At 39.9% G+C, this 19,879-nt stretch carries 15 protein-coding genes; 3 read left to right on the forward strand and 12 right to left on the reverse strand.

Annotation, left to right across the window (positions count from 1 at the left end; genetic code table 11):
• Positions 1-69: 69 nt before the first annotated feature.
• The 7 genes from icmF to ACFX4W_RS17930 form a co-directional block, all read right to left on the reverse strand.
• The gene (icmF, locus tag ACFX4W_RS17900; protein WP_280560591.1) at positions 70-3,312 is read right to left on the reverse strand and encodes a fused isobutyryl-CoA mutase/GTPase IcmF; all 3,243 of its coding nucleotides are present in this window, start codon (positions 3,310-3,312) and stop codon (positions 70-72) included.
• Positions 3,309-3,953 (reverse strand): TetR/AcrR family transcriptional regulator, encoded by a 645-nt coding sequence (locus ACFX4W_RS17905; RefSeq protein WP_013085484.1) that lies wholly within the window; start codon positions 3,951-3,953, stop codon positions 3,309-3,311. The genes icmF and ACFX4W_RS17905 overlap by 4 nt, the downstream gene beginning before the upstream one ends.
• A gap of 27 nt (positions 3,954-3,980) precedes the next feature.
• Complete coding sequence (locus tag ACFX4W_RS17910) at positions 3,981-5,114, reverse strand: acyl-CoA dehydrogenase (protein WP_013059833.1); 1,134 nt, start codon at positions 5,112-5,114, stop codon at positions 3,981-3,983.
• A gap of 11 nt (positions 5,115-5,125) precedes the next feature.
• A complete protein-coding gene (locus ACFX4W_RS17915; RefSeq protein ID WP_162215101.1) occupies positions 5,126-6,253 on the reverse strand; it encodes an acyl-CoA dehydrogenase in 1,128 nt (375 codons plus the stop codon).
• Positions 6,254-6,265: 12 nt separating this feature from the next.
• Positions 6,266-7,120 (reverse strand): 3-hydroxybutyryl-CoA dehydrogenase, encoded by an 855-nt coding sequence (locus tag ACFX4W_RS17920; protein ID WP_043977505.1) that lies wholly within the window; start codon positions 7,118-7,120, stop codon positions 6,266-6,268.
• 15 nt (positions 7,121-7,135) lie between these two features.
• Positions 7,136-8,299 (reverse strand): acetyl-CoA C-acetyltransferase, encoded by a 1,164-nt coding sequence (locus ACFX4W_RS17925; protein ID WP_043977507.1) that lies wholly within the window; start codon positions 8,297-8,299, stop codon positions 7,136-7,138.
• 102 nt (positions 8,300-8,401) lie between these two features.
• Positions 8,402-10,513, reverse strand: a complete 2,112-nt coding sequence (locus ACFX4W_RS17930; RefSeq protein ID WP_237075081.1) for a (Fe-S)-binding protein — start codon at positions 10,511-10,513, stop codon at positions 8,402-8,404.
• A 198-nt stretch (positions 10,514-10,711) separates the two neighbouring features.
• Here ACFX4W_RS17930 and cls point away from each other — a divergent pair, with 198 nt between their 5' ends.
• Complete coding sequence (gene cls, locus ACFX4W_RS17935) at positions 10,712-11,905, forward strand: cardiolipin synthase (RefSeq protein WP_052500286.1); 1,194 nt, start codon at positions 10,712-10,714, stop codon at positions 11,903-11,905.
• 24 nt (positions 11,906-11,929) lie between these two features.
• On the forward strand, positions 11,930-12,883 hold the full coding sequence (gene uvsE / locus ACFX4W_RS17940) for a UV DNA damage repair endonuclease UvsE (RefSeq protein ID WP_043977511.1): 954 nt from the start codon (positions 11,930-11,932) through the stop codon (positions 12,881-12,883).
• 31 nt (positions 12,884-12,914) lie between these two features.
• Here uvsE and argS read toward each other — a convergent pair whose 3' ends face one another.
• From argS to speE, 4 genes are all read right to left on the reverse strand, one after another.
• Positions 12,915-14,585, reverse strand: a complete 1,671-nt coding sequence (gene argS, locus ACFX4W_RS17945) for an arginine--tRNA ligase (protein ID WP_014457737.1) — start codon at positions 14,583-14,585, stop codon at positions 12,915-12,917.
• The gene (locus tag ACFX4W_RS17950; RefSeq protein WP_237075084.1) at positions 14,582-15,022 is read right to left on the reverse strand and encodes a YwiB family protein; all 441 of its coding nucleotides are present in this window, start codon (positions 15,020-15,022) and stop codon (positions 14,582-14,584) included. Before ACFX4W_RS17950 ends, argS begins: the two co-directional genes overlap by 4 nt.
• A 187-nt stretch (positions 15,023-15,209) precedes the next feature.
• Positions 15,210-16,088 carry an agmatinase gene (gene speB, locus ACFX4W_RS17955; protein ID WP_013059842.1) on the reverse strand — a complete coding sequence of 293 codons (879 nt, stop codon included), beginning with the start codon at positions 16,086-16,088 and terminating at the stop codon, positions 15,210-15,212.
• 75 nt (positions 16,089-16,163) lie between these two features.
• Complete coding sequence (gene speE, locus ACFX4W_RS17960; protein WP_013059843.1) at positions 16,164-16,991, reverse strand: spermidine synthase; 828 nt, start codon at positions 16,989-16,991, stop codon at positions 16,164-16,166.
• A gap of 266 nt (positions 16,992-17,257) precedes the next feature.
• Here speE and ACFX4W_RS17965 point away from each other — a divergent pair, with 266 nt between their 5' ends.
• The gene (locus tag ACFX4W_RS17965; protein ID WP_043977514.1) at positions 17,258-19,324 is read left to right on the forward strand and encodes a transglycosylase domain-containing protein; all 2,067 of its coding nucleotides are present in this window, start codon (positions 17,258-17,260) and stop codon (positions 19,322-19,324) included.
• Positions 19,325-19,363: 39 nt separating this feature from the next.
• On the opposite strand, the gene ACFX4W_RS17970 is transcribed toward ACFX4W_RS17965, so the two are convergent.
• Positions 19,364-19,876, reverse strand: coding sequence for a YwhD family protein (locus ACFX4W_RS17970; protein ID WP_025752469.1), 513 nt, complete (start codon positions 19,874-19,876; stop codon positions 19,364-19,366).
• Between the last annotated feature and the right edge of the window lie 3 nt (positions 19,877-19,879).

A 19,879-nucleotide genomic window follows, 5' to 3' on the forward strand; every position in this document is an offset into this window, starting at 1 on the left:
AAAAGCCGAGATGACCCACAAACGGTCATCTCGGCTTTTAATATATCACTATATACTAACGATACATTATTACATATTTCGGCGATATTGCCCACCGCATTCATATAAAGCTCGCGTAATTTCCCCTAAGCTAGCTACTTTAACGGTCTCCATTAACTCTTTGAAAATGTTCTCTCCTTCTGTTGCAGCTTTCTTTAACCTTTTCAGCGCATCTTCTCTTTTTTCTTCATGCTGCTGTTGAAACTTCTGAAGCTGATTAATTTGATGATTTTTTTCTTCTTTTGATGCGCGGGCTAACTGCATGTCATCAACTGAGGAATTTTCCTCTTCATTTGGATTAATATACGTATTTACTCCTATAATAGGTAAATCTCCCGTATGTTTTTGCATCTCATATTCCATCGATTCATCTTGAATCTTACCTCGCTGATACTGCATTTCCATCGCACCTAAAACGCCGCCTCGATCATTTAAGCGTTGGAACTCAGCCAATACCGCTTCTTCTACCAAGTCTGTTAGTTCATCAATAATAAAAGAGCCCTGTAGTGGATTTTCATTTTTAGTTAATCCATGCTCTTTTGTAATGATTAATTGAATGGCCATCGCTCTTCGTACAGATTCCTCTGTCGGCGTTGTAATTGCTTCATCATACGCATTGGTATGAAGAGAGTTGCAGTTGTCATGAAGGGCCATTAAGGCTTGCAGCGTCGTACGTATATCATTAAAGTTAATTTCCTGTGCATGAAGCGATCGGCCGGATGTTTGAATATGATACTTAAGCTTTTGACTGCGTTCATTCGCGCCGTATTTATCACGCATCACAATTGCCCAGATTCTTCTCGCTACACGTCCAATAACTGTGTATTCAGGGTCAAGTCCATTACTAAAGAAAAACGATAAATTAGGAGCAAAATCATCAATGTGCATGCCTCGACTCAAGTAATATTCCACGTACGTAAAGCCGTTGGCCAATGTAAAAGCTAGCTGAGAAATCGGGTTAGCCCCTGCTTCAGCTATATGATAGCCTGAAATAGAAACAGAATAATAGTTGCGCACTTTCTCGTCAATAAAGTACTGCTGAATATCTCCCATCATTTTTAATGCAAATTCCGTGGAAAAAATACACGTATTTTGCCCTTGATCTTCTTTTAAAATATCCGCTTGAACGGTTCCTCTCACTTGTTTCAACGTACCCGATTTTACGTCCTCGTATTCCTCTTCTGTTAGAGGACGCTTCAGCTCCTCTTCCTTCTTCTCCACCTGCTGACAGATAGCTGTATTCATAAACATAGCTAGTAATATTGGAGCCGGCCCATTGATCGTCATCGAAACGGAAGTCGACGGATGGCAAAGATCAAATCCCTTATACAAGAGTTTCATATCATCAAGCGTACAGACATTTACGCCGCTTTCGCCAATTTTCCCGAAGATATCCGGCCTTGGATCCGGATTTTCTCCATAAAGCGTTACAGAATCAAACGCTGTACTTAAACGCTTGGCCTCATCATCTTTTGACAAATAGTGAAAGCGGCGATTCGTTCGTTCTGGTGTTCCTTCGCCTGCGAATTGGCGCTTAGGATCTTCTCCTTTTCGTTTAAACGGAAAAACACCTGCTGTATAAGGAAACGCACCTGGCACATTTTCTTTATAAAGAAAACGAAGAACTTCCCCGTATTCTTCGACTTTTGGAAGGGCCACGCGCGGAATACGCAGTCCTGATAGGGTACCAACTTGCAGAGAGGTTTTAATTTCTTTATTTCTTATCTTTGTAATAAGTTCTTCTTGCCCGTACTGACTTTTTAATTTCGGCCAATTTTCCAGCTTTTCAATTGATTCAGCCGTTAGCTGTTTTTGATATTTCTCCTTTAGCTGAGTGAGCTCTTGCTTAGCTGTTTCTGTTTCCACTTCTTCCAGAGCACCCTCTAGCTGATAAAATTTACGCGCTGTTTGCACTTGAACATCCGTATTGCGGTGATAAGAGCGAACGCTGTTTACAATCTCCTGTAAATATTGCTGTTGATCATTAGGAATGATGGTATATTTCTTTTCACTTACGCGCTCTGATGATTTTTCTACGTGCCAAGACGTACGGCATGTTTGATGCAGATGATTTACAAGATCTTCAAATAAAATATTTGTTCCCCCGTCGTTGAACTGACTCGCAATTGTTCCGTAAATTGGCATGGTAGAAAGATTATTTTCAAACAGCTGATGATTACGCTGATATTGACGCTGCACTTGTTTTTTTGCGTCTTCGGAACCTTTTTTTTCAAATTTATTGATTACAATAAAGTCTGCGTAATCAATCATTTCAATCTTTTCTAACTGCGACGGCGCGCCAAATTCGCTTGTCATTACATAAAGAGAGACGTTTGCAATATCTTTGACTTGAGCATCAGCTTGCCCGATGCCGCTTGTTTCGACAATGATAATGTCGAAACCCGCTTTTTTCACGACGGCAATTCCATCTCGAATGGCCGCCGATAGCTCATGTCCAGATGAGCGCGTGGCCAAACTTCTCATATACACACGAGGAGACGCTGCGATGTTCATGCGAATTCGATCCCCAAGAAGCGCTCCTCCGGTTTTTTGTTTAGTTGGATCGACGGATAAAACAGCTACATGAATATCTGGAATATGTTCAATAAACCTTCTTACTAATTCATCCGTAAGCGAACTTTTCCCCGCTCCTCCGGTTCCTGTGATTCCAATAACCGGTATTTTTTGATCCGTCTCGCTTTCAATTACACTTTCTCGGATTTCTTCAAGAGCGGCTGCGTGCTCTTTTGTGTATTCATAGGCTTCATTTTCAGCGCATGTAATAAGCTGGGCAATTAAACGGTCATTAGCCGGCGTTAAGGTTCGATCCTTCGGCAGTGCAGGGGGATTTGTGTAATAACAATCATCGATCATGAATTGAATCATGCCTTCTAACCCCATTTTTCGTCCATCTTCCGGAGAAAAGATTTTAGAAATGCCGTAATCATGAAGCTCTTGAATCTCACTCGGAATAATGACCCCTCCTCCTCCGCCATAAATTTTAATATGAGAAGCCTGTTGTTCTTGGAGTAAATCATACATATACTTAAAATATTCTACGTGGCCGCCTTGATAAGAAGAAATGGCAATCCCCTGAACATCCTCTTGTATGGAAGCGTTAACAATTTCTTCAACAGATCGGTTATGCCCCAGGTGAATGACTTCTACCCCCTTGGCTTGAAGAATTCGTCTCATAATATTAATGGACGCGTCGTGGCCGTCAAACAGGCTAGAAGCGGTTAAAAAACGAAGCGGTCTTTTGCTTGTATTCAAACTGTCTCCCCCTCACACAGTTGTTGAAATGAAAAATTTTTAAGTAAAAAATCTAACTGCATATTTGTATATTCTTCTAATGAATAATGCTTTTGTAGCCACCATCTGCGAAATGCCCACATCTGACCTTGAACAAATAAATGATGAGCAAACAGCGAAATTTCTTTATCCGTAAGTGCAAATTGATTGTTTTCTACGCAGCCTTCGATAATAACCTTAAACATTTCAACCATATCCAGCTCTTTTTTTAATACATATGGAAGCGCATCTTTAGACAGCGATTTCGCTTCTTGGTACATGACTAATACTTCATCTTGAAGCTCATCCACAACTTTAAAATAGTGCTGAATCGCTTGTTGAAGCTCAGAGATTGTATAACGATCCACTACCATCTCTTCTAATCGCTCTCTCACTTCATCATAAATATTGTCACATACAAGATATAAAACATCTTCTTTAGACTGAATATATTCGTAAAGCGTACCAATGCTAAACCCAGCGGCTTTGGCAATCTCCCTTGTTGTTGTTCGGTGAAAACCTTTTTCCTTAAATAGCGTGACGGCCCCTTTAATCATTTGATTACGACGCTCTACAATCAGCTTTTCATCTTTAATGGATGTGAGAACTTCTCTCTTTTTCATTTTTTCACCTCTCCTACAACAAGTTTTTTATTTAGCAAGATACCTAGAAATGACGAGACGCTGAATCTCTTGTGTGCCTTCATAAATTTGCGTGATTTTTGCATCTCTCATAAAACGTTCTACTGGATAATCTTTTGTATAACCGTATCCTCCAAATACTTGAACAGCTTCTGTCGTTACTTTCATTGCTGTATCCCCAGCATATAATTTTGACATGGCTGATTCTTTGCCATATGGCAGCCCTTGGGACTCCAACCAAGCAGCTTGATAGGTTAACAGTCTTGCAGCTTCTATACTCGTGGCCATGTCGGCTAACTTAAACGCAATTCCTTGCTGAGAAATAATTGGCTTACCAAATTGCTGACGTTCCTTGGCATAAGCTACGGCCGCATCTAACGCCCCTTGAGCAATTCCTACAGCCTGCGCTGCAATGCCATTTCGGCCGCCATCTAGTGTCATCATCGCAACTTTAAATCCTTCTCCTTCATTTCCCAGCAAATTTTCTTTTGGAACACGGCAGTCTTCGAAAATAATTTCTGTGGTAGGTGAAGAGCGAATGCCCAGTTTCTTTTCTTTTTTACCAACTGAAAATCCCGGCATATCTTTTTCAATAATAAAAGCGCTCGTGCGTTTTTCATTGGGATCGATGCGAGCAAATACGACGTAAATATCCGCTTCGCCGCCGTTTGTAATAAAGATTTTAGAACCATTTAAAATATAATCTTCTCCGTCTTTTACAGCGAGCGTTCTCATTCCTCCTGCGTCTGATCCAGCACTCGGTTCGGTTAACCCATAAGCACCTATTTTCTCACCCGTTGCCATAGGTTTCAGGTATTTTTGTTTTTGTTCTTCTGTTCCGAATGTATAGATTGGCCAGCCGGCAAGAGAAGTATGAGCCGACAAAGTAACGCCTGTTGATGCACATACTCTAGACAGTTCTTCAACAGCAATGCAATAAGCTAGATAGTCACTGCCAATTCCTCCGTATTGCTCCGGCCATGGAATACCTGTTAATCCTAGATCAGCCATTTGCGTAAAGATTCCTCTGTCAAAACGTTCTTCTTCATCTCGTTGTGCAGCTGTCGGAGCCACTTCGTTTTTGGCAAAGTCCCGCACCATTTTTCGAATCATTTCGTGTTCTTCTGAAAGTTTAAAAAACATGATTATTCCCCCTATAATTGACTGCTAATGACGATGCGCTGAATTTCGCTTGTACCTTCGTAGATTTCGCATACTTTGGCATCGCGAAAATACCTCTCTACTGGATAATCTTTCATATAACCATAGCCTCCCAAAACTTGAATCGCATCGATTGCTACATTCATCGCTGTTTGGGAAGCAAACAATTTCGCCATTGAGGCTTCTTTTTTACAAGGAAGTTTTTGATCATATAAAAAAGCCGCTCTATACATTAAAAGCTTCGCTGATTCAACAGCCGTTTCCATATCAGCCAGCTTAAAGGCAATACCCTGCTGAGATAAAATCGGTTTTCCGAATTGATATCGTTCATTTGCATAGTTTTTAGCTGCCGTTAAGGCACCTTCAGCAATTCCTACCGCCTGAGCAGCAATACCAATTCTTCCGGCATTTAAATTAGCCATCGCAATTCGAAAGCCTTCACCTTCTTCTCCGAGACGATTTTCTACAGGCACCTGCACATTTTCAAAGTGCAGTTGAACCGTTCGAGAACCGTGAAGACCCATCTTATGTTCATCTTTTCCTACTGAAAATCCTTCCATCGTCTTTTCAACGATAAAAGCGCTCATCCCTCTCGACCCGCGTTCGGGGTTCGTTTTAGCAAATACAATATACGTATCCGCCTCGCCGCCGTTTGTAATGAAAAGCTTTGAGCCATTTAAAAGATAGTGGTCTCCTTTTCGTTCTGCCTTTGTTTTTAAGCTTGCAGCATCAGACCCTGCACTAGGTTCTGTTAAACAAAAAGCACCTAAATATTCACCTGTCGCCAGTTTTTTTACATATTTTTGTTTTTGATCTTCCGTCCCAAATACGACAATAGGATTTGTACCTACAGAAGTATGAACAGAGAGAATGACGCCGAGGGCTGGACTTATTTTTGATATTTCGTGGATGGCAATCATGTACGACACAAAGTCCAGTCCGCCCCCTCCGTATACTTGAGGAACGGGAATGCCCATCAGGCCCAGATCAGCCATCTGCTTTAATAAACCTCGAGGAAATTCACCCTTTTCCATGTTTGGCACAGCCGCAGCGACTTCTTTTTCACTAAAATCAGCTACCATCTTTTTAATCATGTGTTGTTCAGACGTAAAAAAGATCATTTCGCCACTCCTTTATGTTTCGTACGTAAAAAATCCTTTTCCTGTTTTTCGACCAAGCCACCCTGCCTTTACATATTTCCTAAGCAATGGACAAGGACGATATTTGTCGTCACCAAATCCTTTATGAAGCGTTTCCATAATAAATAAACATGTATCGAGGCCGATGAAATCTGCTAATGTCAAAGGTCCCATTGGATGGTTCATTCCTAGTTTCATCACTTGATCAATATCCTCTTCGCTTGCTACCCCTTCATAGAGCGCAAACACAGCTTCGTTAATCATTGGCATTAAAATTCGATTTGAAACAAACCCTGGAAAATCATGAACTTCCACCGGGGTTTTATTTAATTTTTTCGTTGTTTCATAGACTGCTTGATACACTTCATCGGTAGTAGCCAGCCCTCTAATAATTTCAACGAGTTTCATCACCGGAACAGGATTCATAAAGTGCATGCCAATTACTTTTTCAGGTCGAGTGGTCACAGCTGCAATTTCAGTAATAGGAAGCGAAGACGTGTTGGTTGCTAAAATAGTATGACTCGGGGCTAACGAATCCAACTCCGCAAAAATGGCTTGTTTGACTTCCATCTTTTCCACAACCGCTTCGACGATTAAATCTGCTTTTTGTGCTGCCGTTATTTCATTTGCCAGCTGAATGCGCTCCATAATCCCTTCATGTTCCTTAGCTGAGAGAGAACCTTTTCCCACCTGCTTTTTCAGACGTTTATCAATACCTTCTATTCCTTTTTGTGTATTTTTTTGATCAACGTCATACAAAGAAACTTGATATCCGCTCGCAGCAAATACTTGCGCAATGCCTGCTCCCATCTGACCTGCTCCAATAACCATAACTGTTTCAATATTCAAGTTGGTATCCCCCTTTTACACTTCTACCATGATGGCATCACCTTGGCCGCCGCCGCTGCAAATAGAAGCAATGCCTAGTCCGCCGCCTCGTCGTCTTAATTCATGAATGAGCGTTACAACAATACGGGCGCCGCTTGCTCCAATCGGATGTCCAAGTGCTACAGCCCCGCCGTTCACATTTACTTTTTCAGCCGGAAGCCCTGCAATTTCCATACTCATCAACGCTACCGCTGAAAAAGCTTCATTGATTTCAAACAGCGCAATATCGTCTACTGTCTTATTTGTTTTTTGCAGTAGCTTGTTAATAGCAAACCCAGGCGTTTTCGGAAATTCCCTTGGCTCCATCGCAAGAGAAGTATGGTTTACAATCGTAGCCAACGGCTCATAGCCATTTGCTTTTGCCACATCTTCATCCATTAGCATGAGCGCAGCTGCTCCGTCATTCACGCTAGGTGCATTTCCTGCTGTAATAGTTCCGCTGTGACCAAATACAGGCCGAAGAGACAAGAGTTTTTCTAACGACGTATCTTTTCTTGGTCCTTCATCTTTTTGAACCGTTATCGTTCCTTTTTTAGACGGAATATCAACTGAAATTCTTTCTGCAGTCCATCTCCCTTTCTCTTCTGACTCTACCGCCAATTGATGACTGCGAAGGGCCCATTCATCCTGCTTTTCTCGGGAAATATTCATTTCAGAAGCGATTTCATTTCCATACGTACCCATTTGAACCCCTGTAAAGCTGCATGTCAAACCGTCATGAACCATCAAATCCGTCACAACGCTATCTCCCATACGGAACCCCCACCTTGCTTTTGGAAGAAGATACGGCGCGTTACTCATCGATTCCATTCCACCTGCAATGATTGTTTTTGCTTCTCCTAATCGAATCAGCTGATCAGCAGTTGTAATGCTGCGCATGCCCGACGCACAAACTTTATTAATGGTTTCTGTCTCTACTTGCCACGGTAAACCTGCATAGTGCATGGCTTGCCTAGAAGGCAGCTGTCCTTGGCCCCCCTGCAGCACGCACCCCATAATAACGGAATCAATTTCTGTACGTCCCTTTGAAGCTGCTTGAATCGCTTTCCCGCCTAGTTCTGCCGCTTTTAGTCCACTTACAATGCCACCTAATTTTCCAAAAGGTGTTCGAACTGCACTCACAATAACTGTTTTCCCCACTATTGTTTCCTCCTTTTTCTTCCTCTTTGTCCTCGCCGATTGAACGCTTGCTCAATTTCCTTTCTGTAAAAAGTAGAGATGAAGACCATCTCTACTTCTCCTTTATGAAACCTGTTCTTGCACGTCGCCATAAATTGACTTTTCAAGCAGTTCTGCTACGTCATACGTATGAACCTTTTCTTCTACTTCTTTTGCTTTTGTTCCGTCACTTAGCATCGTTAAGCAGTATGGGCAACCTGAACTGATAATGCTTGGGTTAACGGCCAAGGCTTGTTCCGTGCGTGCTACATTAATGCGCTGGCCGGTCGTTTCTTCCGTCCACATTAATCCTCCTCCTGCTCCACAGCACATACCATTTTCACGGTTGCGATCCATTTCAATCAAACGAACACCTGGAATCGCTTTCAAAATTTCTCTTGGTGGACTGTATACTTCGTTATATCTTCCTAAATAACAGGAATCATGAAAGGTAATTTTTTCATTAACCGCATGTTTTGGTGACAGCTTACCTTCTTTCACCAACATAGCTAATAATTCTGTGTGATGATACACTTCTCCTTCAAAACCGAAATCTGGATATTCATTTTTGAAGATATTGTAAGCATGTGGATCAATCGTAACAATTTTTTTGATTTCATTTTTTTCAAATTCAGCGATGTTTTTAGAAGCTAACTCTTGGAATAAAAATTCATTACCCAACCTGCGCGGCGTATCACCAGAATTTTTTTCTTTATTTCCTAAAATCGCAAATGAAACACCCGCTTCATTGAGAAGCTTTGCAAACGATAGAGCGATTTTTTGGCTGCGGTTATCATAAGATCCCATCGAACCTACCCAGAACAAATACTCAAACGTTTCACCGGCTTTACTTACTTCTTTAACAGTCTGAATGTGAACATCTTCTCTTACATGTCGCCATTCTTCACGCTCTTTTCGGTTTAATCCCCAAGGGTTTCCCTGACGTTCAATATTCGTCATGGCACGCTGAGCATCCGCGTCCATCTTTCCTTCAGTTAATACTAAAAAACGTCGTAAATCTATGATTTTATCTACATGTTCGTTCATTACGGGACATTGATCTTCACAGTTTCGGCACGTTGTACATGCCCAAATTTCTTCTTCCGTAATGACATCTCCGATTAAAGCGGGATTATATTCCGCTGTTGCTGCAGCCTCTGCTCCCCCTTGGCCGGCCGCCATCATCGCCAGCTGATTTCCTTTTGTTTTGGAGAATGCATACGTAGGAACCCAAGGTGCCTTAGATGTCACAACCGCTCCTTTTTCTGTTAAGTGATCGCGCATCTTTAAAATTAAATCCATTGGAGATAAAATTTTCCCTGTACCCGTTGCCGGACACATATTCGTACATCGACCGCATTCCACACAGGCATATAAATCAATAAGCTGATGCTGCGTGAATTCTTCAATCTTTCCAACCCCAAACGTCTCCTGGGTCTCGTCTTCAAAATCAATCTTTTCAAGCTTACCTGGCTTAGAAACACGGTTAAAAAATACATTAGCCGGTCCAGCCAGTAAATGAGCATGTTTTGATTGAGGAACATATACTAAAAACGTCAATAATACGGCTAAGTGGATCCACCATGAAACATAAAAAATGGAGATAGCGGCAATATCATTGATTCCCTTAAACAAGATCGCAATCGATGACGCAATCGGTTCTGTCCATGACGTTTCATGATTATGCCAGATGATTGACATACCGTTTCCGACAAGCACTGACAGCATAAGTGCTCCAATAAAAATCAGTACTAAACCAGATTTAAACCCTCTTTTTAAACGCACAAGCTTTTCTACGTAGCGACGGTGAAAAGCCCAGACAACTGCTACTAAAATCAAAAACGTCACCATTTCTTGAAAAAATGTAAAACCGGGATATAAAGGTCCAAGCGGCAAATGTTTACCTGGAAGCAAACCTTTTATAATGAAGTCTAACGCGCCGAACTGAACTAAAATAAACCCATAAAAAAACATGACGTGCATAATTCCACTTTTTTTATCTTTTAACAGCTTCTTTTGTCCAAACACGTTCACCCAAATTTTTTGCAGTCTTTCTTTTAACCGCTGATCAAATTCAACTTTTTTCCCTAATTGAATATACTCAATGCGTGTGCGAATTAAATATACAAACAAAGAAACAGCGTAAGCGGTTACAATAATAAAAAAGAGAAAATTCACCCACAGCAACCCTGTCATCTCGTCCCCTCCTTGAATAGTTTGTTACCTTTCTTTCCTCCTGACGACTAAATTTTCTGATAATATATCTGTTTTCATTGTATATAATGAATGAGCATTCAGTCAATATCTTTTCGTTCTTTTGTTCATATTCTATTTAAACAAGGTGACACTAAGAACAACATAAAATGTATTTACATCGGGAAAAGAGGTGACATGATGAGCGGCATGGTTGTAATTTTACTTTTTATTATTTTTATTGCTTGGCTTGCAATTGACCTTGGCGTTGGAAAGAAAGTATTTTCTCAGGCTGAAAATACTTTTCCAAAGCGCCGTGCTTCTCTTTTTTTGTTCGCAGACGGGAATGTCTTGTATAAAGATTTATTTCAAGAAATAGAAAATGCCTCTTCGTTTATCCATTTATCGTTTTACATCGTACAAAATGATGAAATTAGTCAAGATTTTTTAGATTTACTAGTCCAAAAAGCACAGCAAAATATTGAAGTCCGGTTATTGGTAGACCGTGTGGGAAGCTATAAAATCAAGAAAAACAAAATTGCATTCTTAAAGAAACAAGGTGTTCATTTTGCTTACAGTCGAACGCTACGGTGGCCTTATTTGTTTTATACACTCAACGCACGCAATCACCGTAAAATGGCCGTTATTGATGGGAAAGTTGGCTACATTGGCGGCTTTAATATCGGAAGAGAATATTTAGGACTCGACGCCAAGCTTGGGGTGTGGAAAGATTACCACCTGCGTATGGAAGGTGAAGGTATCCAAGATCTTCAAATGCAGCTGTTAAACGACTGGTATGCTGCTACCGGCATAGACCTGCGTAAAGTGGAAAGATACTTTCCACCAACCTCTGAAGGAGACTATGTTATTCAGCTACAGTCAACTGAAGGTTTTTCACTTGAAGAAAGCTTTTTATCGATTATCAACCAAGCCAATAGGGAATTGTACATAGGTACTCCTTATTTTATTCCAAGTGAACCTTTGATGAATGCTTTACTGCAAGCTCGTGCACGGGGAGTACAAGTTCATATTTTGATTCCAATGCGTGCAGATCAACCGCTTGTTCATCATGCTGCATTTGCCTATCTTCCTACATTACTTCAAGCAGGCTGTATGATTTATCAATATTATTACGGTTTTTACCACGCAAAAGTATTAATTGCAGACAATGTTATCTGCGATGTAGGAACGGCTAATTTTGATAAAAGAAGCTTGTTCTTAAACGCTGAAATCAACTGTTTAATCTACGATGCCATATACATTGAAGAGGTAAAGAACAGCTTTAAAGCTTGTATGGGGGAATGCCCCATTTTGTCTTTAGAAGATGTCAAAAACCGAAAATGGAGTGAAAAACTAAAGCAAGGATTTGCAACCTTTATTTCTCCGTTGCTTTAATGAACGAAAAGAGGAAAATTTATAATGAAAATTAGATTTGGCTATGTATCACATGCCCTGTCGCTTTGGGACTGCTCACCTGCGAAAACCCTCACGTTTACCAGATGGGAAAAAATGAAAAAAGATGAGAGGCTGGATAAGCTTCATTACGTCACAAAACAAAATTTAAATCATACTAAGCGCGCTTTACATTTTAATATTGCCCATGAAATTATGCTGTATCGATTATCATCTTCTCTTGTCCCTTTAGCTACTCATCCTGAAGTAGATTGGAATTACATTGATGCGTTCCAAGACGATTGGTCAGAGATAGGAGAATTGATTCGGAATCATCAGCTGCGCGTGAGTTTTCACCCCAATCAGTTCACATTATTTACAAGCGACAAAAAACATATTACAGAAAATGCGGTAAAAGATATGAATTATCACTATAGAATGCTTGAAGCGATGGGAGTGGCCGATCAAGCTCTTATTAATATTCACGTAGGTGGAGCCTATGGCAATAAAGAAAAAGCGATCGGTCGATTTCATGAAAACATTCAAACGCTGCCACCTGTCATTAAAAAGCGCATGACTCTTGAAAATGATGATAAAACATACACAACTGAAGAAACATTAGCTGTATGCGAAAAAGAGAAAGTCCCTCTCCTCTTTGATTATCACCACCACAAAGCAAATGAAGGAGAAGAACCTCTCGCATTATTGCTCCCTCGTATCTTTGACACGTGGAAACATATCGGGTTAAAACCAAAAGTACATATCTCTTCTCCTAAATCTGAAAAAGAATTTAGAAGTCACTCTGATTATGTCTCAACTGATTTTATCGCACCTTTTTTGCAAATGGCTAAAGATATTGGACAAGATTTTGACGTAATGATAGAAGCAAAGTTAAAAGATAAAGCGCTGCTAAAATTAGTGGAAGATTTAGCATCAATGAGAGGAGTAAAGCGTACAGGAGGTGCCACGCTTGTTTTTTAAATAAAAAAGAGCCAAGAGGCTCTTTTTTTTGTTACATTTTTTCAGGTGCTGAAACACCAATTAGTTTTAAGGAGTTTTGAAGCGTTACTTGAACAGCTTTCACTAGTTCAATACGCGCTTTACTTGTTTCTACATTATCGCTGTCTAATACTTTTTCTGCATTATAGAAGCTATGGAACGTAGAAGCAAGATCAAATACATAGTTTGTAATGCGGTGCGGAATACGTTTTGTTGCTGCTTCCGCTACGGCCTGAGGGAACTCTCCGATTTTCTTCAGTAGTTCCATTTCTTTTTCTGCACTAATTAATGAAAGGTCAGCGCCAGATGTTGATTGAATCCCCATCTCTTCACCTTGACGAAGAATACTGCAAATACGGGCATGAGCATATTGCGCGTAGTATACAGGATTTTCATTAGATTGAGAAACAGCTAAATCTAAATCAAAGTCTAAATGTGTATCCGCACTTCTCATCGCAAAGAAGTAGCGAGTTGCATCAAGGCCTACCTCTTCTACTAGATCACGCATTGTTACTGCTTTACCTGTACGTTTGCTCATCTTCATTTTTTCGCCATTTTGATACAGTTGAACCATTTGAATGATTTCTACTTCAAGCGTATCTTTTTCATAACCAAGCGCTTGAATCGCCGCTTTCATACGAGGAATATATCCATGGTGGTCGGCTCCCCAAATGTTAATTAGCTTATCAAATCCACGTTGAATTTTGTCTTGGTGATACGCAATATCTGGTGTTAAGTACGTAAATGAACCATCATTTTTAATTAACACACGGTCTTTATCATCACCAAATGTCGTAGAACGGAACCACGTAGCACCTTCTTCTTCATATACATGGCCTTGTTTTTTCAGCGTTTCAAGTGCAACTGAGATTTTATCATTTTTATAAAGAGACGTTTCAGAATACCATACGTCAAATTTCACACGGAACTGTTCAAGATCACGCTTTAATTTAGCTAACTCGTAATCTAACCCGTATTGACGGAAGAATTCAAAACGCTCTTCTTCAGAGGCATTTACATACTTGTCTCCGTGCTCTTTTGCTAGCTCTTTTCCGATGTTTATAATGTCAGCACCATGATAGCCGTCTGCAGGCATTTCTTTCTCTAAACCAAGAGCCTGCATGTAGCGTGCTTCTACTGAATAAGCCAGGTTATTAATTTGGTTACCAGCATCATTGATATAGTATTCACGTGACACATCGTAACCTGCTTTTTCAAGAACATTACATAATGAGTCTCCAACTGCAGCACCTCGGGCATGTCCTAAATGTAAATCCCCTGTCGGATTAGCTGAAACAAACTCAACCTGTACTTTTTGTCCGTTCCCTACGTTTGTTTGACCATACGCTTCACCAGCTTTTACAATCGTTGGAATAAGCTCTGTTAAATAAGAGTTATTCATATAAAAGTTGATGAATCCAGGGCCTGCAATGTCAATTTTCTCGATAGATGCTTTTGATTTATCGAAGTTTGCTACAAGCTCTTCAGCGATAACACGCGGTGCTTTTTTGGCAATACGAGCTAGCTGCATAGCCATATTGGTAGAATAATCACCATGTGTTTTATCTTTTGGGGTTTCTAATAGAACTTCTGGAAGTTCTGCTTTTTCAGCAAGTCCTGCTTTGACCACAGCATCTTGAATTTCAGCTTTTAATTTTTGCTGCACTTGTTCGACGATGTTCATTTTTTCTCCTCCTTGAATGTAATGGTTAACGCATATTTCCCGGTAGGCTGACCCTGTACTTCTAGATCATACGTTAAAAATAATCGACCCTTTTGAGTCATTTGTTTATATTCAATGTTATGAGCGAATGTTAGTAAATCCATACGTCCATAAGGGCTTATATAAGTTCCTTCGATCTGTACCTTTTTACGAAACGATTGCTTCATTTGAACAGCACCGGTTCGATTAATTGATACTTCATCTTCGCTAATTTTCACCATTGTTCTAATATCTCCGATTTCCTCTTGGCGCTCTGTGTATGTAAGATAAATTTTAGATCCTTTTTCATAATACATACCTTTTGTATTTACCGATGTTGTCTCTTTTCGGTGACCATCGCGGATATCCGTCACAATTTTAACTTCAATGGGTTTCTTGACTTCTGAAGCGTTACTCACAAAAGACACTTCCTTATTAAAATGAATACGTTATAACTTAAATAGTATAAACATTCTAAAGAAAGAATTCAATAATACTTCAAAGGAAATATGATAGATACGCCGAGAATTCACCTTTTTACAGTACGTGACGCATTCACATATTCCAAATAAAAAAGGCAGCCACAGCGGCCGCCTTTTACTTTATTTATTTCTTTTGTACCCAGCCTAAGATCATTTCGCGAATAAGCTTGCTTGCTGTATTAGCGGTTTGTTCAGACGGATCATAAATTGGAGCTACTTCTACTAAATCTCCTCCGACAATGCGAAGATCTGATTTAGCAATTGCGTGAATAGAAGCTAAAAGCTCTTTTGATGTGATACCGCCTGCATCTACTGTTCCTGTACCAGGAGCGTGCGCTGGATCTAATACATCGATATCAATTGTTACATAAACAGGACGACCTGCAAGTGTTGGTAGAATCTCTTTTAACGGCTCTAGAACTTCAAATTTTGAAATGTGCATGCCGTTTTCTTTTGCCCATTGAAATTCTTCTTTCATTCCTGAACGAATACCAAATGAATAAACATTCTCCGGTCCGATTAGTTCTGCAACTTTACGAATCGGAGTGGAATGAGAAAGTGGTTCTCCTTCATACTCTTCACGAAGGTCTGTATGAGCATCCATATGGATAATGGCCAAATCCGGGTATTTTTTATACATAGCTTTCATAACAGGCCAAGAAACCAAATGCTCTCCGCCCATACCTAATGGGAACTTGTCTGCTGCTAAAAGCTGGTCGATATACTCTTCAATCATATTTAAGCTGCGCTGAGGATTCCCAAATGGAAGTGGAATATCTCCTGCATCAAAATATTTTACTTCCTCTAGCTCTCGATCTAAATACGGGCTGTATTCTTCTAATCCAATTGATACTTCACGAATACGAGTTGGGCCAAATCGTGAACCTGGACGATAGCTAACTGTCCAGTCCATTGGCATTCCATAAAGAACCGCTTCACTTTCTTCAAAAACAGGGTGACTGCCGATAAATACATTACCTGAATAAGCTTCATCAAAACGCATATTTTGTTCCTCCTTCATTATTCATAGAAAAGATGCCAGTCTTAAATCTCTGGCACCTCACTTGTATGTGATAACTTATTTAATAAGATCTTGCACAAATTTAGGTAAAGCAAATGCGGCTTTGTGCAATTCTTTTGTGTAATACTTTGTATCAATATCGAAGAAACGATCTTCACTTACTTCTAATGGATCATGTTTCTTTGAACCCATTGTAAATGTCCATAAACCGCTTGGGTACGTCGGAATATTTGCTACGTATAGACGTGTAATCGGGAAGATTTCTCTTACGTCACGCTGAACATTTGAGATAAGTTCTGGCGTAAACCAAGGGTTGTCCGATTGAGCAACAAAGATACCATCTTCTTTAAGTGCTTTTGAGATACCTGCATAGAATCCTTTTGTAAATAAATTCACAGCTGGACCTACTGGCTCTGTTGAATCCACTAAAATGACATCGTATTCGTTCTCGCTTTTAGCGATGTGCATAAATCCGTCATCTACTTGTACATCAACACGAGGATCTTCTAGTTTGCCCGCAATTGAAGGTAAGAATTTTTTTGAGTACTCAATAACTTTTCCATCGATATCAACTAACGTCGCTTTTTTTACGCTTGGGTGTTTTAAGATTTCACGGATTACGCCTCCGTCTCCTCCACCTACAACTAGTACGTTTTCTGGATTTGGATGCGTAAATAACGGTACATGCGCAACCATTTCATGATAAACGAACTCATCTTTTTCCGTTGTCATAACCATACCGTCAAGTAGGAGCATGTTACCAAACTCTTCTGTTTCAACCATGTCTAATTTTTGAAACTCCGTTTGCTCTGTATGTAAAGTACGATTAATTTTAGCTGTAATACCAAAGTTCTTTGTTTGCTTTTCTGTGAACCATAATTCCATTTCAAACTCTTCCCTTCTATTTTGAGAATTAACCTATGCATAGATTACCCTAACATAATTTATACAAACATGAAAAAAGTATAGATGAATTCAGCAAAAAAGCAAGTAAAATTTTTAGCAATGGAGGTTTAAAACCTCCTTTTCTATTTCATACTGATGATAGATACAAGCTTTAGAATCTACTTGCACCGCTCTTTTAATAGAATTTTGTTGTATTGAAAACAACATGCATGGTGCATAGTGACACATATTGGTGGTGAATAGAAATGGAAACGGTATTAACCGAACATTTAAAAAAGGCAAGACGCATCTTCCGAATTCTTCTCGTCCTTGGTATATTAGCGGGGGCTTTATTATTGTTTGCCTACATAAGCATCTTTCTCTACGCCAAAATCGCTGGCCCCCCTCCGCTAAACGTTTCTCAAACAGCTGTTTTCTACTCAGCAAACGGTAAAGTTCTTGATGAAGTTCACAATGGACAAAAGCGCTACTGGGTTTCACTTAATCAAATTTCACCTTACGTAAAAGATGCGACTTTAGCCGTTGAAGATAAGCGCTTCTATGAGCATCACGGCTTTGATATGCATCGAATCGCCGGAGCAGTTGTAGCTGATATAAAAGCTATGGGGAAAGTACAGGGTGCGAGTACCATTACTCAGCAGTATGCACGAAACTTGTTTTTAGAGCACGACAAAACGTGGACTCGAAAGCTTCAAGAAGCTCTGTATACGATTCGTTTAGAAATGAATTATAGTAAAGACCAAATTCTAGAAGGCTACATGAATACGATTTACTACGGCCATGGAGCTTATGGAATTGAAGCAGCAGCTAGGCTGTATTTTGATAAGCATGCCAAAAATTTGACATTAAGTGAAGCGAGCATGTTAGCAGGTATTCCAAAAGGCCCTAGCTACTACTCTCCTCTTATTCATCAAGAAAATGCAAAAAAACGACAAAATATCATTTTATCTCTTATGAAAGAGGATGGAATTATCACAGCCAAGCAAGCAACAAAAGCGCTTGTAACACCTCTAGCATTCGCAACGCCTGCCGAAAAAGATCCTCATAAAGAAGATGCCTCTTACTTTATGGATGCAGCGCTAGCAGAATTAAAGCAAGATTTAGGCATTGATGAAACCATGATTTACACAAATGGACTTCGCGTTTATACAACGCTGGATGAAAAGATGCAGCGAACAGCTGAAGAAAAAATGAAGGATGTTATCAGCAGCTCTTCAGACGTACAAAGTGCATTTGTTGCGATGAATCCTAAAAATGGACAAGTGAAAGCTCTTATTGGTGGAAGAGATTATGAAAAGAGCCCGTTTAATCGCGCGACTCAAGCAATAAGACAGCCTGGTTCAACGATGAAGCCATTTTTATACTATGCGGCGTTAAAAGATGGTTTTACTGAATCTACTCCAATGAAAAGTGAAGAAACGACGTTCAAATTGGAAGATGGCGTTTCGACATATACGCCTAGCAACTATCACAATTATTATGCAGATGCTCCTATTACAATGGCCCAAGCCATCGCACTTTCAGATAATATTTATGCCGTAAAAACGCATTTGTTCATTGGGGAAAACCGCTTAATTGAAACTGCTAAAACACTTGGAATATCATCACCTTTAAAGAAAGTTCCATCTTTAGCTCTTGGAACTTCGCCTGTGAAAGTTATTGATATGGTTAATGCGTACGGCATCTTTGCTAATGGCGGAAAAGAAATTCGTCCAACATTTATTAAACGAATTGAAACCCATGACGGAGAAGTTGTTTATCAAGCTCCTTCCGAACAGAAACAAGTCATCGATAAGCGCTATGCTTTTCTTACTACCCATTTAATGACAGGCATGTTTAATCAAAAGCTAAATGGCTATACAACCGTCACAGGAAAGCCTATTTCTAAATATGTATCTCGTCCTTACGCGGGAAAATCCGGCACAACCTCTACGGACAGCTGGATGATTGGCTACTCTCCGCAGCTCGTTTCAGGCGTTTGGGTTGGATATGATCAAGGAAGAACAATGGATGATGTAGCTGAAAAAGGATACGCCAAAAAAATGTGGGCATTATTTATGGAAGAGGCTTTAAAAGGGAAGAAAAAAGAAAAGTTTAAAGCACCAAACGGATTAATGAGCGTAAACATTAATCCTCAAAATGGAAAGTTAGCATCCAAATCATGCCCTGTTCAATATAAAGCTTATTATTTAACTGGAACACAGCCAAAAACATATTGTACTGATCACATCGATCATGCAGCAAAAACGAAGAAAAAAGAGCGTGAAAAAGAAGATAAAAAGTTTCACTGGTTACCCAAATGGTTTGATTAAAAAAAAGCTTAAGGCCAAGGCCTTAAGCTTTTTTTAGCATTACGATGTTTGAAGCGCTTCTTTTAAGTCATCATTAGATAACGTCCAAACTTCTTCATTATGAGACTTCAAAAACTCACGAAGCAAATCCTTAGACTTGTTATCCATTTCTTCTACCATAATGCGTCGTTTTAAGGATTTATCCATTTTGTTCACGTGTTCAGGAAGTGACTTATAGCCGCGGCGAATTTCACGATCAACGGTCATTTCGCATGCTGTCATACCTGCGTAGTAAGGTCCTTCTTGCTTGCGATCAATCGTTACCCACACAAGCCAATATAACTTGCCGTTTGGCACCTCGTCTTTATTCGGTAAGAACTTAATTCCTTTTTCCACTACACTTCTTGCATGCATCGCACCGATATCTACAAATACTTCTTCGTCGCTCGGACAAACAAAAACGGGTGAGATGTTTTCTAAACTTAACGCTCCAACACCGTAACCGCCGTGGCCGTCGGTTGAATCGTCTTTTATGATATTAAATCCTATACTTTTCTTTTTTGGCTGAGTCATAGT

The sequence above is a fragment of the Priestia sp. YIM B13489 genome (genome assembly GCF_042787645.1).
Lineage (GTDB): Bacteria > Bacillota > Bacilli > Bacillales > Bacillaceae_H > Priestia > Priestia megaterium.